The organism is Solibacillus sp. R5-41, from assembly GCF_002736105.1.
Classification (GTDB): Bacteria; Bacillota; Bacilli; order Bacillales_A; family Planococcaceae; genus Solibacillus.
The window spans coordinates 316,921-341,937 of the sequence record NZ_CP024123.1 but is presented as its reverse complement, the minus strand read 5'-3'; the positions used below and the strand labels follow the sequence as shown (position 1 = coordinate 341,937).

Sequence of the window (25,017 nt, the reverse complement as noted above, 5' to 3'; positions counted from 1 at the left end):
GGAATAATCCAGATTTAGAATAATATACGAATATAAAAGGATTTTTTTAATGTGAAAATCTATCAGTCGATGATAAAGTAAATCTGATTTCGAAGAAGGAACACTATAGGAGTCAAGAGAAAAAAATAAAGATGAATGTATTAGACAATAGTAAAGGGGGGAAGGATTTTAGTCATGTTTAATATCCTTCCCCCCTTTATGCTTTCGAACAAGGAAGTTCTGCCTACCTGAAAAATTATAAAAAGTAGTTTTGAGGATTTTTTAATGCACTTGCAATTTTCCTAATTCCTTCATCAATTCGATGGGCGTCAACATTTGAAACATTCAACTTCAAAATCCGTTCGTGGTAAAAGTCATCTAAATAATTTCTTTCAACTGAATCCAGATATATGCCTTCTTCATGCAAATGATAAACAAATGATTTCAAATTCACACGCTTGGGCAACCAAATATGACTATGCATTACAATTTCTGATGATGATTCGTAGTTAGGTATATGATCTTGTATTGATTGATGCAGAATTTTCGCGCGTTCATGATAGATATTACTGATTTTCGTTTTATTATGTTCAAACAAACCATTTTTCAAATAGAGATATAATGCGGCTTGTGAAATCATAGAGCTGTCGATATCCGTTGTCATTTTGTATTTTTGAAACATGTCAATTATTGAAGGTGGAAGAACCGCCAATCCAACTCTTAACCCGGGAAACATAATTTTTGAAAAACTTTTTAAATAGATGACTTTATCATGGTAATCATCTGCAAAAAGGGGATCGTTCTTCGGATTGTATTCGAAATCTGCTAAATAATCATCTTCTAAAATGTATACATTATATTGATCTGCTAATTGTAAAATAGCCTCTTTTTCTTTTTTACCGTATGAAGTTCCTAAAGGATTATGAAAGCGTGGCATTGTATAAAAAAATTTAATATCTTCTTCATGAAATATTTGCTCTAGTCGACCTAAATCAATGCCATTCGCAGTACGTTGAATTCCTATTGCTGGTAACTGTAAGGTTTTTAGCAGATCCATATATAAATGATAACTTGGTTGTTCAACTAGAATGGTGGAACGATTATTTGGAAAGGGCATAATACTTAATAAAGAAAGGGCCTGTTGAACACCTGTAGTGATGAAAATCTGTTCGTTATGCGTGAATACTTGGTAAGATTCTAACAGTTTTTTAGCTTCTGCTATAAGTGGCGGCCAACCTTTTGGCGTTCCGTAGCGAAATAATTCTTCTTGATAGGTATCAATTGCTTTATTTATGCAGTGTTGAAATTCTTTATAAGGAAATGCATGCAAAGTAGGAGATGCACTCGCAAAGTCAATTATGTCAGTGGAAAATGGCGTTTTGAAGACGTGATTATCCACAACATAATAACCACTTTTCGGTAGAGCATAAATAATATGTTGCTCCTCCAATTTCTTTAAAGCAGTCAATACCGTGCTTTTACTACAAGAATATTGCCCAGTTAAATTTCGAATGGATGGTAGTTTTGCACCGGTCGAAAATTTACCAGATTGAATTTGCATCAGAAGTAATTGATAGACTGATTCATATTTAAGCATCATAAACCTCCTTACACATCTGTATCGGTACAGATGTGTATTTTTTATATCGTAAAGGTTTTTATTATCCCTTACGATAATGGTACCGGCCGGATCAATATAAGGGGGGAATCGAAATGAATGAAAATAGAAATGCCTATATCGCAGCAACCATCTATGCACTCATTATCGGATTGTCATTTATGTTTGTAAAAGTGACATTAACGGTTGCAACACCGTTAGATACATTGGCTCATCGGTTTACCATTGCATGGATCGCAGCCACAGTGTTGTTCGTGTTAAAAAAGGAATCAATCAAAGTAACAAAAAAAGATGTACTGCGGATTGCCTTGTTAGCCATCTTTTATCCGACACTCTTTTTTGCTTTTCAAGTATTTGGGTTAGTGCATACATCTTCATCGGAAGCTGGTATTATTCAAGCAACATTACCAATTTTTACGTTAATTTTTGCAAGTATCATCTTAAAGGAAACATCTACACGTAGTCAAAAAATAGCGATTGGTTTATCAGTACTCGGTGTGATGTATATTATGTACATGAACGGGGCAAGGGGTACAAATACAAGTCTCATCGGGACTGGTTTAATTTTACTTTCAGCACTTACCGCCTCACTATACAACGTATTTGCTAGAAAGTTAACACAACGCTATTCGTTATTCGCTATCACATATATCATGACATTGTTTGGGTTTATAGCTTTTAATGGACTGGCACTGACAAACCATGTAATGAATGGAACAGTCCATCAGTTTATGCAACCTTTTGGTCACTGGGATTTTGTTCTTGCCATTTTATATTTAGGGATCCTATCGTCTTTAGGAACGGCCTATCTTTCAAATTATGCTTTATCAAAAATAGATGCATCGAAAATGAGTGTTTTCAGTAATTTTGCTACGCTCATTACCATTTTAGCAGGGGTCATTTTTTTAAAAGAGGAATTTCAATTATACCACATTGTAGGATCTATTATCATTATCATCGGTGTTGTTGGTACAAACTATTATGGTGAAAGGGGCAAATCAAATGAAAAAATATAGTCTCTTTCTAATCATAAGCCTCATTTGAGGATCTCAATTGATGTAGGTTCCATTTCGTTATCTGCTTTAAAGCACTGATCGGTGCACTTTGTTTATCAGTGATTAGTCTGTTCCAATCCAAGAAAAACCACACACTCAATAATAAACTATATTTTTGGATTGGACTTTTCGACTTTTTGAAGTCGTCTTGCCGTTTATTCTTAGCGGGATTGTTGCATAAGCGTCTCTGTTCTTATTCAACTAACGGGGGCTTTAGTTGAACAAGACGTTTAAAAAATAGATACAAAAAGCTGTCATTTTGATTATTCAAAACGGCAGCTTTTTATTTATTCATACGGCTTAATAACATATTTTCAACATGCGTTTTTATTGCTCTATTTGCGTAACGGATGGTTATATCTTCACCAGCGGTTGCCACAATCACATCACTGAAATGCTCGTCAATTTTAACCCATTTAACAACACGTATTTTATCTTTTGCCAGCAAACGTTTTTGGTTTAAATAATCATTACGCACACTTTTTAGTATGTTGTCGATAATCGGTAAATAGATTGCTTTCATTTTCAGTAGGTCCGTTTGTTCCACTTTACTGTAATCCGTTTGAAGTGATTGAACAGCTAAATCTATAACTAAGTAATCATGTACAAGTTGGCGTTGTTCACCATTAATCATATAACGCCACGCTCCTTATAAATGACTGGAGCGATAGCTAATACGTTATCAATGATAAAAGTCCGCTTTGCTTGTTTGGTAAAACAAAACGCTTGAAACTTATCACTAACCATTTTCATGATTTTAACTCGACGTTTTGATATTACTCCACTTTTAGATATATACATCACATCGATTATTTGATTACGCTGCATAGCTTTTATTAATTGCTCTTTCATCTTCCGCACCCCTTAATGAGAACGTTTGTTTGTACTTATAATAGAACAAATGTTTCCGTTTTGGCAAGTGCGAAATTTTGAGAAATAAAAAAAGACCAGACCAGGCTCACGAATGAGGATCTGGTCTGTATCTTTTATTTATTAAAACTACAATTATTTAGTCTAATATTCTGACAGAAAAATCAAAGTTCCCTGGACCACCATCATTTGATGTCACTAAAAATGTATACTCACCTACAGGGATGTAATCGAATTGCCCGTCCGCTATAGAAATTGATTGATTTCCTGGATTTAAAGCACCGCTAGACCAAGTTTGTCCATATGGGTCACGAATTTTCCATGTAAAAGCGTTATTACCTGTATTTTTTACGTAATACTTAACATCTCTATTTTTTGTACCAATATGGAAAGTAGCCATATACGTCCCATTTCCTAAAGCTTGATTTTTTAAATCAATTGCTGTTGATGATCTCAAATCGATTATAGGATCGTCACCGTTAATCGTTTTATGATTCTGTACATAAATATTTTCTTCTTGAGATTGGATTTCTGAATTAACTTGTTCTTCAGCCTTAGCGGGAATTAAACCAGTGCCAACTAGAGATAATGATAGTGCAGAAGCTGCTAAAATTTTTGTCATTTTCATATATACCACTCCTATTTTTAAAATTATAAGTATAGAACAATTTTTTAAGATGTCTAAACGCCATAGCTATAGTTGATGTCTTTATCCTCGAGTTACTTATATCATATACATAATTCCCTATAATTACCACAATCAATCTGTTTTGTATGAATATATTGTCATAAATAGAATTAAGTAACCATTTCTGACAATTATCTTACAAAATAGTCTTTCTTAATTATTTAGCTGTACGATTCACATAAGTAATTGAATGTAAACGTCATAGCCACAGCAGGCAATGTTTCCTCATGCTTCATCAGTTGCTTACTAACATTCGTATACAGTGCAAACATGAAACCTGCGCATAAAGCGAGTATTATGCCAAACGGATCAATCACTGCTTCCCCGTGATTAACGAATAACAGTACACAGCCAGTAATCGCAAGCCCCGTCGCCATTCCCCAAACTTGACTCGGACGCCCTTTCCAAAAGAGCCATTCAATCACACCCGCAAACACAGGCGCACTTCCTATTGTAATAACCGTTCCAACTGCCACGCCTGTATAGCGAACGGAAGCAAAAAATAAACTTTGGAATAGTGCAATTGTTAACGCAGCTAAAATCGTCCATTTCCACGACCATGTGCGAAAATTTATTTTTCGCATAGCCAAAACAATTACTAATAATAGCCCACCACCAATTGCCGAACGAACACCTGCTACGCCGAATGACGAAATCCCTTTCGTTAAAAAAGTTTGCGTCGTTCCAACCGTTCCCCAAAGCATCGCCGCAAACAATACAAAAACATAGGGTAATAAATTCACTACAAACACCCTCCAATAAATCCCATAAAATCAATATCATGCTATCATACCTCCCCCGTCAAATCGAGATGAAGTTTCCTTGAAAATTGATTATAATAAGGGTAACACCATCTAGAGGGAGGTCATCAATATGTATAAATCTGTTGAACAAACAGCACGTGATATCGGGATGCCCGAACATCAAATTATAAAATACATTTATGCAGGTCGTATTAAAGCCGTTCAAGACGGTGACGATTTTTTAATTAACAGTGCGCAATTTGATACGTACCATCTCCACCTCGAACGAATTAAAGAAGAAATTGAAATTTGGAAAAACACACCGATTCCTGAAGATATCGATGTGAAAGATGAGGATTAATTAAGAGAGCGTCTAAATACTGAATTCAATTACGCCAAGGCGTAATTGCGTCTAGATTTTTTTCGAGCTTGCTCGAAAAATCCCTCTGAAAATCTGTAATATCCGCCGGAGCCTTTGGGCCGACACGATGTTGGTCACTCAAGCGTTGCCGCACGACGCGGCGTTCTAAGCATAAGTTCCCCTATTCAGCCGGAGTTTGAACCACCACTGAATAAAGGCATATTTGGCATTCATCCACCACTTATAAAAGTGGAGGACTTCTGCTGAAACAAGTTAAAAAGGAATTTCGTTGCTCTAAGTAAGCCTACGAAATCCCCCTTTTTTTCTTTCTTTATCATGACGTTCTTAGCCTGAGCTCCCCTATTCAGCCCGAGTTTGAACCCCTACGGAATCAAGTTAAATCGTTACCGTAAATCCCACACGCTTCCCAATAATTTCAGCATAATCCTCTACCATTACACTTGCTGTTGGATACATGCCTGCACCAGGGCCTGTAATTGATAACGTTCCGATATAATTCGTTTCCATCGCTACCGCATTGAACACATCATCTACTGGATAAAGCGGGTGATCTTTACCGACTAACAAAGGAGATACCTTTGCATAAATCTCACCATCTGAGCGTTTTTCAACCTCTGCTACATGACGATAGCGTAGTCCTTTTTCTGTTGCCTCCGCTACTTGTGCTGCTGTAATTTTATCGATTCCGATAACTTCCACGTCCGACCAATTCGGTTGTTCTCCAAACGCGAGGTTCGATAAAATCATGAGCTTTTTAAATGCATCCTGACCAGAAACATCATTAAATGGATCTGCTTCTGCATAACCTAAACTTTGAGCCTCTTTCAACGCCTCGTCAAAGCTCCAGCCTTCTGCACGCATTTTCGTTAAAATATAGTTCGTCGTCCCATTCAAAATCCCTTGCACACGACTCACATCATTCACCAATAAAATATTTTTCATCGTTTTAATAATTGGTACGCCGCCTGCAACTGATGCCTCAAAACCGACGAATACACCGTTTGCCTTTGCAAGTGCCTCTAATTCCGCACCTCGCTTTGCAAACATCACTTTATTCGCTGTAATGACATGACATTTATGTGTTACTGCTTGCTTTAAATAGCTAAACGCTGGCTCTTCATTTACAATCGCTTCAAATACGACCTGTATGCCCTTTTCCGCAAGTACTTCATCGATGCTTTCCGTCATTAAATGCTTTGTTCCTGGTACCCGCTCACGACTTGCATCTGTTACTAAAATTTTTGTAACTTCCAACTCCACGCCCAACTTCTCGTGGAGCTCCTGCCTCTTTTCATTTAAAATATGGTAAATCCCTTGACCTACTGTGCCAAATCCTAAGATGGCTGCCTTGATTGTTGCCATTTCCTTTCATCCTCCAAATTCCTTTTAAAACATATCTATTTGAACTTCTCATGATTAAAACCATGAATATTCTCGCTCAGCGCAATATAGACGAACTATTCTAATAATTAATATATAAAAATTCTATCTTATATATTACACGAAAACAAGATAAATCTCTCCTACATGGACATTTGTTTTCTGTAAACGGTCAACTTTCATTCAAATCTATTTTTGAATGAGCATATTTTGTACTTTAGGTTGGATTAATTTTAACTATTTATAAAATGAAAAACGTATCCCGACTCGAAGCCAAAATACGTTTTTTAAATGATTGAAACTATTTTATTTACACCTTAACAGAATTAAACCGCTACCTTTACACGTTCAATATTATGTAAATGATATATGCTTATTATTTTCTTCATTAATAACTGTTCTTTTACTGTATAGTTTGGAATTGCGAATGGACGTTGCACGAGCTGGAACTCACCATATTTTAAATACCATTCTTTTGCTGGTACTAAAATATGTGCTACACCATGTTCCTTATATTCCACTGCTATTTCCTTCACGACATAGCCTGATTTCGATAAATGATAAGTTGTTTCAGAGAAAGCACAGTGTCCAAACACCTTTTGCCACATCAATTCTACATCCGCCAAAATCTCTTGAATTGTCATTGCGTTTACAAATTTCTTTAGATCATTTAGTTCATAAATTATATATGCTGCCACATTTTGTGCACTGTATACGTTTCCCATGTCAAACAAATCCTTCTAATTGATTAAGATAGAGCACTTGCTCAAAGGGGGGTTAACCATTTGCAAGTGCGCTATCTTCAAGTAATGTAAACGATGCTGCAACATTATTTACATTACTCAGTTTATAATCCCTATTTTATTACTAGGTTTTATCTTTGTCAATAAACCTTATAAAAATACTTGGTTTTAATTTTGGAAAGCTGCTCCCTAACGAAATGATGAAAGGCAAGCAAGTTTCTTCTATTATATTAAACTTGTGTTTCGATTTCTAAATTAGCGGCTACTTTCGCTAAAGCTTGTTCTAAATCTGCAATAATATCTTCTATGGCCTCCAAACCGATCGATAAGCGAATGAGCTCCTCAGATACACCAGCTACTTTTAATTCTTCAGCTGATAATTGTTGGTGTGTCGTAGATGCTGGGTGGATAATTAATGAGCGCGCGTCTCCTACATTGGCTACGTGTGAGAATAATTCCACGTTATCAATGACTTGGCGCCCTGCTTCACGTCCACCTTTAATGCCAAATGTTAAAATTGAGCCAAACCCGTTTTTCAAATATTTTTTCGCTAGCTCATGTGAAGGGAAATCTTCAAAGCCGTTATAGTTTACATATTCCACAAATGGGTGGTTGCGTAAATATTCCGCTACTTTTAACGTATTTTCATTATGGCGCACGATACGCAGATGAAGCGTTTCTAGGCCTTGTAAAAAGTTAAATGCTGCGTCTGCTGATAATGTAGGACCGAAATCACGTAAAAGTTGAACACGTAGCTTTGTGGCAAATGCAGCCCCTGCAGTGTCAATTCCATAACGAAGTCCGTGATAAGACGTATCTGGCTCTGTAAACCCAAGATGACGCCCTTGTGTCCAATCAAAATTCCCTGCGTCCACGACAATGCCACCAATTGTCGTTCCGTGACCACCTATCCATTTCGTAGCCGAGTGAATGACAACATCCGCGCCAAATTCAATTGGGTTCCCACCATATGGCGAAGCGAATGTGCTATCGATTAATAATGGTAGTCCGTTTTCATGTGCGATTGTAGCAACTGCTTCAATATCTAACACCTTTAAACTTGGGTTACCAATAATTTCTGCATAAACAGCCTTTGTTTTATCTGTAATTGCGTTCCGGAAATTTTCTGGGTTCGTTTCATCCACAAATTTCACTGTAATGCCGTAGCGTGGTAATGTTGTTGCAAATAAATTATACGTACCACCGTAAAGTGAACCTGCTGCCACGATTTCGTCCCCAGCACTTGCTAAGTTTAAAATAGAAAATGCGATAGCTGCTGCACCAGATGAAAGTGCTACTGCGGCTGCTCCCCCTTCTAATAACGCAACACGCTCTTCAAATGCACCAACCGTTGGGTTCATAATACGTGAATAAATATTGCCCGCCTCTTCTAATGCAAATAGTCGCTGCGCATGAGCAGTATCTTTAAATGCATAAGCCGTTGAACGATAAATTGGTACTGCAATCGCACCCGTTACAGGATCTGGCTTTTGACCTCCGTGTAATAATAGTGTTTCTGGTCGTAAATTTGTCATCAATAATAACCTCCAAAATAGTTTTCGATGGTGAAATCGGTGTTATAGAGGAGGAGTTTTTTGAATGAAAAAAACCCTCTTCAGCTAAGAAGAGGGTTTGCAAATGAGCAAGTTTGCCTCCTCTTATCTTTCAAAATGCAAATTGCATCTTGTAGGAAGTAGCACCTTAGTCAGTTCGTCACTCACTGGTTGCCGGGCATCTCAGGGCCTATTCCCTCCGCCACTCTTGATAAGAGTATGTGATTTATGTTCCATCGTTGTTTCACAGTATAAAACAGTTAATATCAGTTCGTCAACAGTTAATTTAAAATTTTCTGATTTTCATAATATTCTATTTAACAAAGCTGTTGAGTCTCATTTCAGCATTATCAATAGTCATCTGAATATAAATCGACTAGAATAAACTTAAAGGAACGTTCCTTTACATTGATTTTTTCATAAGGGGAGAAATTTACATGCAAACAAGAGAAATTTTACGAAGTCACTCATCTGTTCGAAAATATTCAGGTGAGCAAATTTCAAAAGAAACCATTATTGATTTAATCGAAACGGCGCAAATGGCTGCAAGCTCACATTTTGTCCAAGCATATAGCGTTATTTGGGTAACGGATGAGGAGAAAAAAGCAAAACTAGGTGAGTTATCAAAAAATGATTTCCAATTCAAAACTGCGGGTGCTTCTTTCTTATTTTGCGTGGATTTCAAACGTCTACAAGTTGCAGGTCAAATGCACGGCGTTGACATTGTGACAGATTCTGCTGAAAACGTTCTTGTTGGCGTTGCGGACGTTTCATTATTTGCACAAAACTTTGTTATTGCTGCTGAAGCGATGGGCTATGGGATTTGCTATATTGGCGGGGCACGCACAAATCCAGCTGAAATTAGTGAACTATTTAATTTACCTGATTATGTGTTCCCATTATTTGCGATGACAATTGGTACACCGACAAAACGTAATGAAACAAAGCCTCGTCTACCAGTATCGGCTGTGTTGCATGAAAACAGCTATGACGTAGATCAATATGAAACATTATTAGCTGACTATGATGCGATGATGGAAACGTATTACGCAAGCCGCTCTTCCAATCAAAAGATGGCAACTTGGACGAAGCAAATGGCGGATTTTTTAGTCGACCAAAAACGTCCATTTATAAAAGATTTCCTTGCAACAAAAGGCTTTACGTGGAAATAACCGCATGACCTACCCATCATTTTAGCGCTCCGCTAAAATGATGTTTTTTTGAGCTAAGAACATGCCTTCTTTACTAATTGAATCGGTACTTTACATCCATACGGATTTTTAGAATTATTTTTTTAGCATTTCATATTACTCATTATGACTTAGGTTTTTTGTTTCATATTTTGCTATTATGAAGAGACTGAAGTTGTTAGGAGGTAACATAAATGTCGACTCCATTTATTGCGAAATCATTAGAACGCCAACATTTGAAATCTGCTCGAAAATACCCTTTGTTAATTTCAGACATAAATATTGAATTAAATAAAATTCATCAACAAATTACAGATCAAATAGAGCACTCAAAATATGAAGCTGCAACCGCGTTCATCGACCAATATATTGCACATACATCAATTTGGCAACTTAAATTTGTTTGCAACTTCGAAAATCCTGAAGTGGTGCTTATGCAAATTTTCCATTTAGATTATATTTTCAATAATGAACCTTCTGATCATTTTTCAACCGAGCGAGAACTTTTAAACGTGCAATGGGAAAAATTCTTGAATGTAACGCTATACACAGAAGAAAAAATTGAACACCGAAAACAAAAAATGCTTCACTATATTCAAAATTACTAGTAAAAATGAATTGTAAAAGGCAGAGACGTTTTCAACAACATCCCTGCCCTTTTTACATGCTTTATAATCCTTCAATAATTACATTTTTTACAGGTTGGAACTGCTCGCCTGTTTTCGCATATGTCATAACGATGCGATCACCCTCTTGTAAATAAATCGCAAGCGGTACGATTTCTGAACTTACGATAAAGTTTTCACCCGATTTCAGTAAGAATGATACGAGTGTAAAATCACCCACACGCTCTTTATATACACGAACAACTTCACCTGTTACTGTTGCTTCCTCTGCATTAGAAGTGCCACCTACTGTACTACCACCACGACTTAATGCTGTTTTATATAGCTTTAACGCCTCATTTGGTGTGGAGGCAAAGGCTGAAATTTCAGGATTCGCTGCGGAAACGATGAAATAGTTTTGTAGGAAACCATTTGCATCAAGTACAGCAGTTAACCAGCTCGCCTCGCCGTAGAAGTTATAAAGAATTGGCATTTTGCCTTCCCATTTCTTCTCGATGAATTTCTTTTCAATAATTTGCAGTGCTCCTTGAGAATCCATGTATGATGCATCTAAATCACCTGTATAATACGTTGCCGCGCCCGTACGAGCATTTGTCAACGAATAACCAAGCATAGAATCAACACCCTCTTTTGGGCTTGTGAAATCTGTGAAGTAATACATTTCCCCATCTTCCATGAAAATCGGGCTTACATTCGCTTCCGTACCTTCATCACTCGGTAATTTCACATCTTTCTTTCCAACAACACTGTTCCAATAACCGTGCACATAGTTCCCATAATAGCTATTTTGCAAGCTCACTGTTTCTGGAGAAATTGCCCCATCAATATAGTCTGGTACATCTTTTAGCGCAAGCTTTTCTGTATGTCCCGTTTTTGCATCAACTATAACAATCCCTTTCACATCAAAGCCATTACGCGCAGATATAAATTCACCGTATGAACGAATGTAAAACGGCTTCCCATTCTCATCAATTTCCAATTGCGGTTGCCCGTAAAAAATGAGTGTAGGATATTGTAAACGTATGTGACGCTCTAAATTTTGATTTAAATAAGCGGATGGAATATAGCTCATTTCCGATTTAATAAATTTCGGATTATCACTTGAATCTGTCGCGCTCATCGTGAAATAACCCGGTGTTGTTTTTCCATTAAACCATTTGAAAAAGTCCGAAAACTCAACTGGTGCAATGTACACATACTCACCGTTTATTTTTTGAATTTGCAAACGACCTAATTCATAATAGCTTGTATTTGGTACCTGTCCGAATGCTTTTTTCATTTTATTTTTTACAAACTGTGGCGGTACACTCGCCGGCTTTTTCGTTTCATCGAATGGCTCGATTTCTACCTTTTCCTCCATTTGTGAGGACTTGAATTTTTGTTCAGCATTTAGTAATGGTGCACTTATCAAATAAGCGACCCCTAATATCCCCACTAGTACAATAGCTGATTTTAGTTTTTGCTCACGCCCTCCTGATAAAATCGCGCCAACTAACGCGGCTACAGGCAGCACATATAAAAATACTGTCCAATTCAAATCAATTTTAGATACATAAACCGTTACAAAAACCGAAATAAAACTAACTACAAAAGCGAACGTAGATGTTATGATTAGCTTCTTCGATAAAAATTTACCGTTTTTCACATGCCGAGAAATTGGTATGATTAATAATGTCATGATCAACGAACCGATTAAGGCAATTAATAAAAGTTGTTCCATGGTGACCATCCTTTCTTTGTACTATTTACGAATAACTAGCTTGAAAGATTCATAATTACAATAAAAATATGTTTTAGGAGGAATATTTATGGCGCGAAAAGTACTCATTTCATTATTTTTAGGGTTCGGCATTTTTTATGTGTTTTTCATTAACTCCATCGATTCATCTTTAATAATGGTCTTTAAGTTAATACCCATGTTATTACTTATTACGCTGGCATTCACGACGAAGCTCCCGGCCAAAATTCCGTATCACTGGCTTATTTCAATTGGCCTCATCATTTGCGCGATTGGAGATTATACGTTGCAATGGTTCATCGTCGGACTATGCTTCTTTTTAACAGGGCATATTTTTTATATTTTCGCGTTTCGAACGACAAATATAGCAAAAACACCTATTATCGTAAAAATTTTACTTGGTGTGTACGGACTATTTATGGTTGTGTGGATCGCAGGTGCTATTTTTAATCGAGGTGAAACCATTTTAGCGATTGCCGTTGTGGCTTATATGTTTGTTATTTTAATAATGGGCTGGACCTCATTCCGTACAGGTAGCACGTTTGCGATAACTGGCGCTATATTATTCATTATATCTGATTCTATTTTGGCAATTGATCGCTTTATGTTTGAAGTTTCCTACTCACATCAGCTCATTATGATTACGTATTATGGTGCACAATTTTTCTTCATGCTTAGCATTACTCAATACTTCAATATTCGAAATAAAGTGGTACAATAAAAGCAGTATTTCATCATTTAGTCCACATCAAAACGCCGACTGAATGATATATCTTGACGCAATTACGCCAAGGCATAATTGATTTTACTAAGGAGGCTTTTTCATGAGCATGAAAGAACAAGTAATTGAACGTTTAGTTCGCTACGTAAAAATTGATACACAATCGGATTTCAACTCAACAACAACGCCATCTACACAAAAACAATTTGACTTATTACACATTTTAAAAGACGAGCTTGCAGACATCGGCTTAACTGACATTACATTAGATGAAAATGGCTACCTTTTCGCTACACTTGAATCAAATACAGAAAAAAAAGTACCAACAATCGGCTTTTTAGCACATGTTGATACTACAACGGATTATACTGGTACAAATGTTAATCCACAGCGCATTGACAATTACGATGGTGAAACAATTACATTAAAAAATGGTTTAGTTATGGCACCCGATTACTTCCCAAATTTAAAAAACTATGTTGGTCAAACATTAATTACAACAGATGGCACAACTTTACTCGGTGCAGATGATAAAGCCGGTATCGCAGAAATCATGACAGCTATGGCCTACTTAGTGAAAAATTCTGACATTAAGCATGGTAAAATTCGCGTGGCTTTTACACCGGATGAAGAAATCGGACGCGGCCCACATAAATTTGACGTGGAAAAATTCGGTGCGGATTACGCGTATACGATGGATGGCGGTCCACTAGGTGAATTACAATACCAAAGCTTCAATGCTGCTGGTGTAAAAGTAACGACACGCGGTACGAACATCCACCCTGGTTCGGCGAAGGACAAAATGGTTAATTCGATTGCTTTGGCGATAGCCTTCCAAAATGAAATGCCAAAAGATGCCGTTCCAGAAAAAACAGACGGCTACGAAGGCTTTATTCATTTAATGCAATTTAATGGCGGCATTGAGGAAACGACAATGTCTTATATTATCCGTGACCATGACCGTGCTAAATTTGAAGAGAAAAAAGCATATATGGCTGAAATTGGCAAAAAGATACAAGCCGCTTATGGTGAAGATGCAATTACCGTTGCGATGGAAGATCAATATTACAATATGGGTGAAAAAATTGAACCTGTTATGGAGATTGTTGACATCGTAAAAGAGGCATTTACAAAGTTCGAAATTACACCAATTGTTGAACCTATCCGTGGTGGAACAGATGGTTCTCAGCTTTCATTCATGGGCTTACCAACTCCGAACATCTTTGCTGGTGGCGAAAACATGCACGGTAAATATGAATTCGTGTCAGGTGAAACAATGGAGAAAGCAACAGAAGTGATTATTGAAATTGTTCAGTTGTTCGAAGCACGTAACTAAGATTTATTCATGGAGTGATTCTATTCACTCCATTTTTTACCGCTATTAATATCAGAAAATTCTTTAAATAAACCCAAGTAAATAGAGAGAGGTGCATTATGAAGGAAATTTTTATCGGTATTATTGCAGCTCTATTTTTTGCTGTTACATTTATTTTAAATCACTCGATGGAATTAGAAGGTGGAAGTTGGCTATGGAGTTCTTCATTACGCTATTTCTTTATGCTTCCTTTTTTAATTGCCATTGTAGCGATACGTGGTAAAAATGGCTTTCGTGTCCTAGCTAATGAGGTTAAAGTAAAACCAGGAGCTTGGTTTATTTGGAGCTTTGTTGGTTTTGTCCTATTCTATGCCCCACTTACATTTGCTGCGGCATTTGGGCCAGGCTGGCTCGTTTCGGGGACGTGGCAATTTACGATTGTTGCTGGGGTTTTATTAGCACCCATATTTGTAACGGTTATTGCGGGAAAGCCTATTCGCTCTAAAATTCCGATTATTTCATTAGGCATTTCTTGTATTATTTTAATTGGCATTTTACTCATTCAAATTCCGCAAGCTAAAGTCGTTTCTACAGAAATTTTATTACTTGGGATTTTACCAGTGATTATCGCAGCCTTTGCGTACCCTTTAGGCAACAGAAAAATGATGGCTATTTGCGATGGGCGAATTGATACCTTTCAACGTGTGCTTGGCATGACAATCGCTTCGTTACCCGCCTGGATTATCCTTGCAATTTATGCGCTATTTACGGTGGGTTTACCTTCAGGAAGTCAAGTGCTCCAATCTTTATTAGTCGCTGTATCCTCTGGTGTTATCGCGACCATTCTATTTTTCATCGCGACAGACCGTGTACAACATGATCAAGGCAAACTTGCTGCAGTAGAAGCAACGCAATCCACAGAGGTTTTATTTGCTATGGCTGGTGAAATGGTTTTATTAAGTGTTCCATTACCCGCGCCTCTCGCATTAATTGGACTAGGTGTTATTATCGGTGGAATGCTGCTACATAGCTATCACACAATGCTGGTCGGAAAGAAGCAACTGCAATTAGAGAAAAATATTACTTAATTAAAATCAATTACACCACGGCGTAATTGCGTCCAGATTTTTTTCGAGCTTGGTCGAAAAAATCCTCTAAAAATCTGTGACATCCGCGGAGGCTTTGGGCCAACACGACGTTGGTCACTGAGGCGTTGCCGCACGATGCTGCGATCTTAGCCAGATTTCCCCTATTCAGCCGGAGTTTGAATCCCCACTGAAATAAGGCATACTTAGCATTCATCCCCCACTTATAGAAGCGGAGGACTTCTGCTGAAGCAAGTAAAAAAATACCTGTATCCTCAATTGGATACAGGTATAAAAGGGCCTCCCATATGGGAAGAAAACTAGAAGAAAAATAGAAAAAGTAAAAAAATCATTTGTTTGACAATGCTTGCCAAACCACGTTCCAAATGAGGGGGTTTAGAACGCTACCTTGAACTAGCTAACTTTTGGAGAAAAGGCGCTGAGTTCATTCTTATTTGTACTGAATTACAAATAAGATTACGCTACATGACAATGATAATCATTATCAGTTTGTTTGTCAATATTTTTTAAAAAAATTTCAATTGATTTTTTTGTCACTTTAACGACCGTCGATAAAAATAATTCATAAAAAATAGCTAAAATTCACGTTTGCCCTGTCACTCATACATTTCGTTCACCTTGACGCTTTCCCGCTCATTTATTAAGTAAAAATGGTATAGTAAGGTTATCCAATGGTGAGCCGTTTACTATCACCAAATAATTATTAATGAAAAGGTGAGATTTATGCCTGCACTTTCTTATGATCAAGTACGACAACTCAATTCATATAGTATTTTTACAGAGGAACCTACACGCCCATTATTTACGCTGGCGAATCTACATAAAGACTTTTATTTAACGGATTTTAGAAATTTAATGATGGGTGTGACAAATGCTGCAACAGAAGCTGCGGCTATTTCTCACTTTGGACGTCGCTATGGGATGTTTGTTGCTATGCAATTTTATATGTTGACGTCTTATGATGAAGTATGGGATGGGAAACCTGAAGATCTTCGCTTTGCCATCATAAACGAATTCGGAATCCATACATTAGGCATGTATATAAATCCAAATGATTACCGTTATGTAGAGGATGATGAGCGGGAAAAAGTAATGACGGACATATTATATAAAGCATCCGTCATCATTTCGCAGCTACGTAAAACAACATCGATTTCCCCTCTTGTTTTATGGGAAAATATTTTTGGTTATATGCTTTGGCACCTTCATACACTGCTCGATAATCCGGCTCTTTCTGATCGAGCATTTGAGGATTTAGAAATGCTAGAAGACAAAAATATTTGGCGCTATTTCTCAGATAAATCACTATTTCGAAACTACACGAGTGGTATAAACCCTTCTCAGCTCATCAATAATCCTGTAAGAAAAAGCTGCTGCTTCTCTAAGGATATTCCTGGCTTATTAGCTTGCGGCTTTTGTCCAATAAAATGAAGAAAAACGTCCTCGCTCTAATTATGCGAAGACGTTTTTAATTAACTTGTTGCAGCGTTTTTTAATGTCGCAGTTAACACCTTGGCGCCATCAAGTAGGCCTGAATGATCAAATGTCATATGGGGGTGATGGAGTCCCGGTGCTAAGTTTGCACCAACACCAATCATCGTAGCCTTCAATTGTGGTTGCTTAATCGTATAAAAATGGAAGTCATCACTGCCTGGTGTTGCAACAGCTGGCGCTAAATGCTCCATGCCTAATGCTTCAATAATTGAAGTTTCTGCTACTTTAGCAGCTTCTTTAGAAACTTCAGCACCTGGTGTGACATCCAGCCACTGCCAATTGACATCAATCGCAAATAATTGAGAAATTTGCTTTAAGCCCTCATTCACATATGCTTGAATTTGCTCAAGTACTTCATTTTTCTGAGCTCGCACATCAATAGAGAAGCTTGCATTACCTGGGATAATATTAATACTACCACCATCTGCAACGATTTTCGTCATTTTTGCTGAATATACTTCAAATGGATCGATGTATAAATTTTTCAACATTTGCTGAATAGCTACGGCAACATCAATCGCATTATTCCCTTGGTGTGGGCGTGCACCGTGCGCATCGATCCCTGTTATTGTACCGCTCAAAAACGCCGCTGCCCCGTGAAAAATTGCTGGTGATACTTTTCCAAGTGGTAACTCTTCTACTGGGCGTAAATGAACACCAAATAAATGCGATACATCTTTTAAAACATCACGCTCAATCATAGCTAAGGCACCGCCACCTGATTCCTCTGCTGGCTGGAAAATAAAACGGATACGCTTTTTTAATTTTTTGTCTTTTAATTCTAAAAGTGCTCCAAGTACCATCGAAATATTTGCATCATGTCCACACGAATGATTCGCCTGCATGACACCATCAACTTCCTGCCATAAAGCATCTATATCAGCACGAACTGCAATAACTTCCTTGCCTTCACCAATTTCGGCGATTAACCCTGTCACATCGTCAAATCGGGTATAGCGAATGTTCAAATCATCTAAAATCGTTGCTAATTTCTCTGTTGTATTATGTTCTTGCCAACTCACCTCTGGATGAGTGTGGAAGTAATGAAACCATTCAAATATCATTTCTTCCGTTTTCCTGACATCAATCATGAAACGCACCTCTAATATAATTTAATACCTCTATTATATAGCACAATTCTAAATTTACTAATAATAGGCGCCTAGCTAATTAGAAAAACAATTTACAAACGAAAAAAAGAACTATCCATTGCTTAGCGCAAATAGATAGTTCTAGTCGTTATAGACTTGAGAAAAAGCCTGCTGGATACTGTTCATATTGCTCAACTGCCTGTGTTTCGGTCTGCTCGACTACTTCCACGTCATGTTCTTCATCCAACAAATAAGTAGCAAACATAGATTTTAAAAATGTCATCATTTCAATCACTCCAATTTTCTGAATTTTATAATAATTTAATATTACACGTTCCTTTTCTTGTTCGCAACTGAAACATATCACTTATGCATAATAAGTATATAATCTATCTCAAGAAGAGATGAATGACATCGATTACGCCTCATTCCGACTGTATGAAAATAAAAAAACAGTCGACCCTCGGTATAGACCCGAAAATCGACTGCTTGGAGTTAATTACACCTTAAGAAACGATTACTTTTGGTACATTCCCTTTATTTTTAGTGTAAATTTGTAATGCCCACATTGCGAAGAATACAATCAGACCAATCGCATCCGAAAATGATTCTGGGTAAATCATTGCTAATCCGGCAGCAATGACAACTAATCGTTCCACAATCATTAGCTTTCGGTACCAGAATCCAATAACCCCTGCACCAATTGCAATCATACCCATTATCGCAGTAAATACTACCCAAATTATTTGTATAATCGTTACGTCAATCATCAATAGCGCTGGTGAGAATACAATCATATACGGAATAATAAATGCCGCAATCGCTAACTTAGCAGAGTCCACACCCGTTTTGATCGGGTCTCCACCTGATATTCCGGAAGCTGCGAAGGCGGCGAGTGCAACAGGTGGTGTAATATCTGCAATAATACCAAAGTAAAATACAAAGAAGTGTGCAGATAATAACACAACAATTGGCACAGCACTTTGAGGTACATCTGGCGCTAATAAAGCGATAATTGCAGGTGCTGCAATCGTCGATGTAATAACATAGTTAGCTGTTGTCGGTGCACCCATCCCTAAAATAAGAGATGCAATCATTACGAAGAATAATGTTAATAAAATGCTTCCTCCAGCTAATTTGACTAAGCTATTTGCTAGTGATAATCCAAGACCTGTTTTCACAACTACTCCAACAATGATCCCGGCACATGCAGTGGCTGCAACTACACCTAACGCTGTTTTTGCACCATCTACTAAAGCATCTAAAATATCTGCAAAACCTAGACGTGTCTCCTTGTTAAACATCCCTACTAAAATACAAGCTAAAATACCATATAAAGCGGAATGCATTACAGGTATACCAACTAACATTAATACAATAATTAACATGATCGGAATTAATAAATAAATTTTCATCAATACTTCTTTACGATTAGGTAATTCCTCATCCGATAATCCACGTAACCCTAAACGTTTCGCTTCAAAATGAGTCATAATCCAAATTCCTGTAAAGTAAAGTAATGCAGGGATTGCTGCGGCTTTGGCAATATCCCAATAAGTGATACCACGACCAATAAACTCTACCATTAAGAAGGCCGCTGCTCCCATAATCGGTGGCATTAATTGACCACCTGTTGAGGCTGCCGCTTCTACTGCTCCCGCAAACTCCTTTTTATAGCCTAGCTTTTTCATCATCGGAATTGTATAAGCACCCGATGTTACAACGTTTGCAACGGAACTACCTGAAATTGTTCCTTGTAATGCAGAAGAAAAAATTGCTACTTTAGCAGGACCACCAATTAATTTCCCCGCGATTGCTACGGCTAAATCATTAAAATATTGCCCTACTCCTGTTTTCACTAAAAAGGCCCCGAATAATAAGAACACAAAAATAAATGTAGCCGATACACTTAAAGGCGTTCCTAAAATACCATCTGTTGAGTAGAACATTAAATTAACAATGTTGTCTACACTTTGACCACGGTGGGCCATGAAGTCCGGCATATATGGACCAAAATAAGCGTAAAGCAGGAATAAACTTGCAATAATCGTAATAGGTAACCCAACTGCACGTCTTGCTGCTTCTAAAACTAAAATCGTCGCAAGAAGCCCAATGTAAAAGTCCATTGTTTCTAATCTCCCTAAACTTTGTACAAGACGCTCATAGTTAATTAACCAATACGAACCAACTACAATGGATAAAAGCGCTAAAATATAATCGTAAAATGGAATGGTATCCTTTTTCGTTTTACGTATTGCTGGAAATAGTAAAAATATAAAAGTTAAACCGAATCCTAAATGGACTGTACGCTGAATTTGAGCTGGGAATAATCCAAAAACAACCGTATAAAGTTGAAATAAAGAAAACAGTAAGAGTCCCACATAAATCACTTTTTTCATAATACCATTCACATTACGCGTGTTTGATTCAATATCGTATTTTTCTAACAATGCTTGCTGATCTTCAGCGGATAATTGTTCAAATTGGTTATCATCAATTTGATCATTCTTTTTTGTCATTCAATTTCACACCTTTCATTTTTTCATAGAATGATATTTTTCTTACCTCAGTAAAATAGGATTTCCCTTTTACTAAGTTCTTTTTTAAATTATATTCTTCGTCACCATATTGGAGTATTAGCTTTTGTTGAACCGCGCCAATATGTAGCGTAAAATTAGGCAATTTCGCATCATCATAGCGTAATGTATATACACCATTTTCATAAATAAGTGCTTGCCCTTCTTCAGCATGCCCCGGCATACCGATTGCAACATCTGAATATTTCATCGATACTAGTTGAAATTCATTGGATGTTAATACACGATAACTTTCGATGACATCCGATAGGTGAATAGAATGGGTAAATACTATTTGAAAATCATTTCCTGAATTCAATAATACATAGTTTACAGTCGGTTCCTCATTTCTTGTTTCCGTGAAAACCAACGCTCTTTGAAACGGAATAAAAACCGCTGCACAGCAAATAAAAAAAACACTTACCACGAACCATTTTTTCATAAGCTCTCACCATCAAAAAAGCCTCTGAAGCATTTTTCGCAACAGAGGCCTTTGCTTTGTGTTACTTGTTCACTTCATCAAAATATTTTTGAGCACCTGGGTGAACTTCAATACCGATTCCGTCTAAGCCCGTTTCAGCTTTGATAAATGCACCTTTAGCATGACTAATTTTATCTGTGTTATCATAGATTGCTTTTGTCATCGCATAAACTAAATCTTCCGGAAGATCCTTTTTAACTGCTAGCATTGCACCTACCGATACAGCTGGAATTTCTTTTTCTAATCCGTAAGTACCTGCTGGGATTGCATCTACTGCATAGTATGGATATTTAGCAATAAGCTCTTTTGCTTTGTCTGCTTCAACTGGCACAATGTAAACGCCCTTCGTTGCATTAAGTGCTTCTACCGCACCTGTTGGGTAACCTGCAGTGATGAACGCTGCATCAATTTGACCTGATTGGATTCCATCTGCTGATTCACCGAAATCTAAGTTTTGAGCTTTAATGTCATCCATTGTTAAACCGTGAATTTCTAATAATTGCTCAGCGTTTGCGTAAGTACCTGAACCAGGAGCACCTACAGAAACTTTTTTACCTTTTAAATCTGCAAATGATTTAATACCTGAATCAGCTAATGTTACAAGCTGAACTGTTTCTGGATATAATGCACCTAATGCTGAAACCGAATCAATTTTTTGACCATCAAACATTAATGTTCCATTTGTTCCATAATAAGCAATATCTGTTTGAACGAAAGCTACGTCACCCTCGCCATTTTGTAAAGCTGTCATATTTGCCGCAGAAGCTTGAGAAACTTCAGCAGTTGTTTTTACACCTGTATCAGAAGTAATTAAGTCTGCAAAAGTACCACCTAATGGATAATATGTACCTTGCGTACCACCAGTTAAAATACTTAAAAAATCTACTTTACCAAAATCTAATTCTCCTGTTGAACTTGCATCTTTATCAGCAGTTTTGTCTGTATCTTTACCTGAATCACTATCAGTATTACAAGCCGCTAATACTAATAGTAAAACACTTACCATAGTTAGAAATAATAGTTTATTCTTTTTAAACATAGTAAATCCCCCTTTTTTTTACATCTATAGTCTATTTTACATAAATAATAATTAAAAAGTCAAATAATTTTAAAATTACTATCTATTTTTACTATTTATAATTAACTTACTAACGCATTAATATCCTAGTAAAAATCAAATTTATCTAACCTAAAAATAGTACACGCATTAAAACACATATAAAAATTACGATTTAATGTATAAAAATAAATAGATTGTTTTTTTGAAAAGCAGGTATAACAAATAGGTAAAAACAGGCTTACTTCACTTCTTATGCACATAAAAAACTGCGTCCAAACATGGACACAGTTTTATTGAATGACACCACAAGCAATTCGCGCGCCAGAATTTCCTGAAGGGTCTGTTATATAGTCATCTGCCTTTTCATGAACGATAACTGTGCTACCATCAGCATCAAATAAGGAATTTTTCTCTCCTTTTTTCAATGTAAATTGTGGCGCAATAAAGTTTAATTGGACTTCACCATTTTTATCAGCTACCAAATTTGGTAAATCACCTACATGCGGACCAAGCGGATTTTCAATACCATGCTGCTTTTTCGTCGGATTATAATGAGCGCCAGCTGACTCAAAAGTAGGTCTTTCACATTTTCCAACCTCATGTATATGAATCCCATGTTCGCCTGGTGTTAAGCTATTTAATATGGCCGATAGTTCCACACCTTTTTCGTTCTCTTGAAAAGCCACCTCGCCAACGATTTCATTTTTCGTATTATACATAACGGCCTTTGCTGTCAACGTTTCTGGCGCACTTACTGGAACACTTTTCGCTTGAAAGAAATTACATCCACCTAACAGAAAAAGTGGCACTAACATAAGCAATAGTCTCATACTTCACCTCCTCGCAATAAGCGTCACCATGAAGGGAAGTTTTTATTCCCTTTTTAAGAACAATAATAAGGACAAGGCTCTAATTTTCCCGTTTTTTGACGATATAACAAGGAAAGGAGAGGATAAATTTGGATATTAATTCTATGATGTCTGCTCAACTTGCTTCACTTCAACAAACATTGCAAATGAGCATCTTAGACAAATCAATGAACAATGGCGCTGCTGGCGTAATCGAAATGATGGAAGATCTACCACAGCAAACTGCCGCAGCTCACCCTTATAAAGGACAAGTAATTGACGTACAAGCTTAACTTGTTTCAGCAGAAGCCCCTGCTGAGGCGTAATTGATTATGTAAAGACGTTCATTCATTTGGGCGTCTTTTTTTTAATATAGTAGGTAGTAACGGGAGTTGCGCAAAATACGCATTTTTTACAGCGGGATGTAAACCGCACGTAAAGTATTCATTAAAATGCTTTGAATTACTGGTTTTCGGGTAATATGAGTACTACAATGGTGTTAATCAAATGAAGAGGAGTGATTTTTATAGGAATTCATGCATTTTTTACAAGCTTAAATGATTTAGAGCGCATCATTCGTTGTCCAGGACGCTTTAAATATGAGGAGCATAATGTCGCAGCCCATTCCTGGAAGGTTTCTCAATATGCCATGTTTTTTGCTACACTTGAAGAACGTGCGGGTAATTCAATTGATTGGAAATCCTTATACGAAAAAACAATCAACCACGATTTTGCCGAAGTCTTTATTGGCGATATTAAAACACCCGTAAAACACGCGAGCGTCGAATTGAAGCAAATGCTTGCACATGTGGAAGAAAAAATGATGGAAAAGTTTATCTATGAAGAAATTCCACCTGATTTACAAGATGTCTTTTTAGCACGTATGAAAGAAGGGAAAGATGCCACGATTGAAGGGCGTTTACTTGAATTTTCCGATAAGCTCGATCAGTTTTATGAGTCCTTCGCAGAACTAAAGCGAGGCAATACGGATCAAGAATTTGTTTATATGTATCAAACTGCTCTAACTAAACTGCTTCAAATACCACTTAAAGTGAGTGTGCTCTATTTCAAGAACGAAATATTAGCAGACGTCATCTCGGAAAAAACAACGATCGATATTGCACAGCTTACCAATCAAATTTTACAACACCATAAGGATTAACACCGGAAGGCTTCCCCATTAAAAGAGGAAGGCTTTTTTTATTTGTATTTTTTGTAACGAATTAATTTATGATGGTACTAATGAGTTGAACGAAGAAATGGAGGTGTGCCAAGTGGACCGTTTAGAGCAAATATATCGTGAGTTGCAGCCAAAACTCTATACTTTCTTCTATATTAAAACGTCCAGCTTGGCAACCGCAGAAGATTTAACCCAAGATGTTTTTTATGAGGCCAGCAAAAATATTCATCGGTATCGTGGAGAAGCAACTCTTTCGACTTGGCTTTTTAGCATTGCAAATAACTTATTAAAGAAATATTATCGTTCGAAAAAATATGAGAAAGCTTTAATCGAACAGCTTGAGACGAAATCAAGTTTGCTTCCATTTACGACCGAGCAGTTAGTCGAACTTAAGGACGATGCCGAGCAATTGCTTTTACAAATCGATGCTCTCGAACCAGCTGCTAAGGATGTCGTACTCCTTCGTATTTATATTGAGCTCAGCTTTAAAGAAATTGGTGAGCTGATGGGCCAAAGTGAAAATTATGTTCGTGTTCTATTTCACCGTACAAAAATTAAGCTACAGCGAAAGGAGGAGTAA

At 37.1% G+C, this 25,017-nt stretch carries 26 protein-coding genes and 1 riboswitch; of the genes, 11 read left to right on the top strand and 15 right to left on the bottom strand.

Annotated elements, in window-relative coordinates:
• Positions 1-235: 235 nt before the first annotated feature.
• Positions 236-1,576: an aminotransferase-like domain-containing protein gene (locus CSE16_RS01670; RefSeq protein ID WP_099422258.1), complete on the bottom strand. Its 1,341-nt coding sequence runs from the start codon at positions 1,574-1,576 to the stop codon at positions 236-238.
• Positions 1,577-1,692: 116 nt separating this feature from the next.
• Here CSE16_RS01670 and CSE16_RS01665 point away from each other — a divergent pair, with 116 nt between their 5' ends.
• On the top strand, positions 1,693-2,613 hold the full coding sequence (locus CSE16_RS01665; RefSeq protein WP_099422257.1) for a DMT family transporter: 921 nt from the start codon (positions 1,693-1,695) through the stop codon (positions 2,611-2,613).
• A gap of 322 nt (positions 2,614-2,935) precedes the next feature.
• Here the strand turns inward: CSE16_RS01665 and CSE16_RS01660 are convergent, their stop codons facing one another.
• The 4 genes from CSE16_RS01660 to CSE16_RS01645 all read right to left on the bottom strand — a co-directional run bounded on the left by CSE16_RS01660 (position 2,936) and on the right by CSE16_RS01645 (position 4,953).
• Positions 2,936-3,286, bottom strand: coding sequence for a YhjD family protein (locus tag CSE16_RS01660; protein ID WP_099422256.1), 351 nt, complete (start codon positions 3,284-3,286; stop codon positions 2,936-2,938).
• Positions 3,283-3,504 carry a transcriptional regulator gene (locus tag CSE16_RS01655; RefSeq protein ID WP_099422255.1) on the bottom strand — a complete coding sequence of 74 codons (222 nt, stop codon included), beginning with the start codon at positions 3,502-3,504 and terminating at the stop codon, positions 3,283-3,285. The genes CSE16_RS01660 and CSE16_RS01655 overlap by 4 nt, the downstream gene beginning before the upstream one ends.
• Positions 3,505-3,661: 157 nt before the next feature.
• On the bottom strand, positions 3,662-4,150 hold the full coding sequence (locus CSE16_RS01650; protein ID WP_099422254.1) for a hypothetical protein: 489 nt from the start codon (positions 4,148-4,150) through the stop codon (positions 3,662-3,664).
• A 221-nt stretch (positions 4,151-4,371) separates the two neighbouring features.
• Positions 4,372-4,953: a DMT family transporter gene (locus CSE16_RS01645; RefSeq protein ID WP_099422253.1), complete on the bottom strand. Its 582-nt coding sequence runs from the start codon at positions 4,951-4,953 to the stop codon at positions 4,372-4,374.
• 130 nt (positions 4,954-5,083) lie between these two features.
• Between CSE16_RS01645 and CSE16_RS01640 the strand changes: the two genes are divergently transcribed.
• A complete protein-coding gene (locus CSE16_RS01640; RefSeq protein ID WP_099422252.1) occupies positions 5,084-5,314 on the top strand; it encodes a DNA-binding protein in 231 nt (76 codons plus the stop codon).
• A 396-nt stretch (positions 5,315-5,710) separates the two neighbouring features.
• Here CSE16_RS01640 and CSE16_RS01635 read toward each other — a convergent pair whose 3' ends face one another.
• The 3 genes from CSE16_RS01635 to CSE16_RS01625 form a co-directional block, all read right to left on the bottom strand.
• Positions 5,711-6,697 (bottom strand): homoserine dehydrogenase, encoded by a 987-nt coding sequence (locus CSE16_RS01635; RefSeq protein ID WP_099422251.1) that lies wholly within the window; start codon positions 6,695-6,697, stop codon positions 5,711-5,713.
• 344 nt (positions 6,698-7,041) lie between these two features.
• The gene (locus tag CSE16_RS01630) at positions 7,042-7,440 is read right to left on the bottom strand and encodes a hypothetical protein (protein WP_099422250.1); all 399 of its coding nucleotides are present in this window, start codon (positions 7,438-7,440) and stop codon (positions 7,042-7,044) included.
• Positions 7,441-7,688: 248 nt separating this feature from the next.
• Entirely contained in the window at positions 7,689-8,993 is a 1,305-nt protein-coding gene (locus CSE16_RS01625; protein ID WP_099422249.1) for an O-acetylhomoserine aminocarboxypropyltransferase/cysteine synthase family protein, read from the bottom strand.
• A gap of 120 nt (positions 8,994-9,113) precedes the next feature.
• Positions 9,114-9,229, bottom strand: a riboswitch (SAM riboswitch).
• 219 nt (positions 9,230-9,448) lie between these two features.
• Between CSE16_RS01625 and nfsA the strand changes: the two genes are divergently transcribed.
• Together nfsA and CSE16_RS01615 are read left to right on the top strand one after the other, a co-directional pair.
• Positions 9,449-10,183 (top strand): oxygen-insensitive NADPH nitroreductase, encoded by a 735-nt coding sequence (gene nfsA, locus CSE16_RS01620; protein WP_099422248.1) that lies wholly within the window; start codon positions 9,449-9,451, stop codon positions 10,181-10,183.
• Between the two features lie 212 nt (positions 10,184-10,395).
• Positions 10,396-10,809, top strand: coding sequence for a hypothetical protein (locus tag CSE16_RS01615; protein WP_099422247.1), 414 nt, complete (start codon positions 10,396-10,398; stop codon positions 10,807-10,809).
• Between the two features lie 61 nt (positions 10,810-10,870).
• Here the strand turns inward: CSE16_RS01615 and CSE16_RS01610 are convergent, their stop codons facing one another.
• The gene (locus tag CSE16_RS01610; RefSeq protein WP_099422246.1) at positions 10,871-12,547 is read right to left on the bottom strand and encodes an ABC-2 transporter permease; all 1,677 of its coding nucleotides are present in this window, start codon (positions 12,545-12,547) and stop codon (positions 10,871-10,873) included.
• Positions 12,548-12,635: 88 nt separating this feature from the next.
• Between CSE16_RS01610 and CSE16_RS01605 the strand changes: the two genes are divergently transcribed.
• The 4 genes from CSE16_RS01605 (at position 12,636) to CSE16_RS01590 (ending at position 17,138) form a co-directional block, all read left to right on the top strand.
• Entirely contained in the window at positions 12,636-13,286 is a 651-nt protein-coding gene (locus CSE16_RS01605) for a lysoplasmalogenase (RefSeq protein WP_099422245.1), read from the top strand.
• Positions 13,287-13,395: 109 nt separating this feature from the next.
• Positions 13,396-14,622, top strand: a complete 1,227-nt coding sequence (pepT, locus tag CSE16_RS01600; RefSeq protein ID WP_099425722.1) for a peptidase T — start codon at positions 13,396-13,398, stop codon at positions 14,620-14,622.
• A 98-nt stretch (positions 14,623-14,720) separates the two neighbouring features.
• Positions 14,721-15,689, top strand: a complete 969-nt coding sequence (locus CSE16_RS01595) for a DMT family transporter (RefSeq protein ID WP_099422244.1) — start codon at positions 14,721-14,723, stop codon at positions 15,687-15,689.
• A gap of 741 nt (positions 15,690-16,430) precedes the next feature.
• Positions 16,431-17,138, top strand: coding sequence for a Fe-S oxidoreductase (locus CSE16_RS01590; protein ID WP_099422243.1), 708 nt, complete (start codon positions 16,431-16,433; stop codon positions 17,136-17,138).
• A 41-nt stretch (positions 17,139-17,179) separates the two neighbouring features.
• Here CSE16_RS01590 and CSE16_RS01585 read toward each other — a convergent pair whose 3' ends face one another.
• The 6 genes from CSE16_RS01585 to CSE16_RS01565 form a co-directional block, all read right to left on the bottom strand.
• Positions 17,180-18,292, bottom strand: a complete 1,113-nt coding sequence (locus tag CSE16_RS01585; protein ID WP_099422242.1) for an amidohydrolase — start codon at positions 18,290-18,292, stop codon at positions 17,180-17,182.
• A 148-nt stretch (positions 18,293-18,440) separates the two neighbouring features.
• A complete protein-coding gene (locus tag CSE16_RS21505; protein WP_172954341.1) occupies positions 18,441-18,578 on the bottom strand; it encodes a hypothetical protein in 138 nt (45 codons plus the stop codon).
• 220 nt (positions 18,579-18,798) lie between these two features.
• Positions 18,799-20,811, bottom strand: a complete 2,013-nt coding sequence (locus tag CSE16_RS01580; protein WP_099422241.1) for a TRAP transporter permease — start codon at positions 20,809-20,811, stop codon at positions 18,799-18,801.
• The gene (locus CSE16_RS01575; RefSeq protein ID WP_099422240.1) at positions 20,795-21,310 is read right to left on the bottom strand and encodes a DUF1850 domain-containing protein; all 516 of its coding nucleotides are present in this window, start codon (positions 21,308-21,310) and stop codon (positions 20,795-20,797) included. Before CSE16_RS01575 ends, CSE16_RS01580 begins: the two co-directional genes overlap by 17 nt.
• A gap of 61 nt (positions 21,311-21,371) precedes the next feature.
• The gene (locus CSE16_RS01570) at positions 21,372-22,388 is read right to left on the bottom strand and encodes a TAXI family TRAP transporter solute-binding subunit (RefSeq protein ID WP_099422239.1); all 1,017 of its coding nucleotides are present in this window, start codon (positions 22,386-22,388) and stop codon (positions 21,372-21,374) included.
• A 311-nt stretch (positions 22,389-22,699) separates the two neighbouring features.
• Entirely contained in the window at positions 22,700-23,239 is a 540-nt protein-coding gene (locus tag CSE16_RS01565) for a superoxide dismutase family protein (RefSeq protein ID WP_099422238.1), read from the bottom strand.
• Between the two features lie 128 nt (positions 23,240-23,367).
• On the opposite strand from CSE16_RS01565, the gene CSE16_RS01560 reads away from it, so the two are divergent.
• From CSE16_RS01560 to CSE16_RS01550, 3 genes are all read left to right on the top strand, one after another.
• Positions 23,368-23,550, top strand: coding sequence for a putative motility protein (locus tag CSE16_RS01560; protein ID WP_099422237.1), 183 nt, complete (start codon positions 23,368-23,370; stop codon positions 23,548-23,550).
• Between the two features lie 233 nt (positions 23,551-23,783).
• Complete coding sequence (locus CSE16_RS01555) at positions 23,784-24,419, top strand: YfbR-like 5'-deoxynucleotidase (RefSeq protein ID WP_099425721.1); 636 nt, start codon at positions 23,784-23,786, stop codon at positions 24,417-24,419.
• A gap of 112 nt (positions 24,420-24,531) precedes the next feature.
• A complete protein-coding gene (locus CSE16_RS01550; protein WP_253896146.1) occupies positions 24,532-25,017 on the top strand; it encodes an RNA polymerase sigma factor in 486 nt (161 codons plus the stop codon).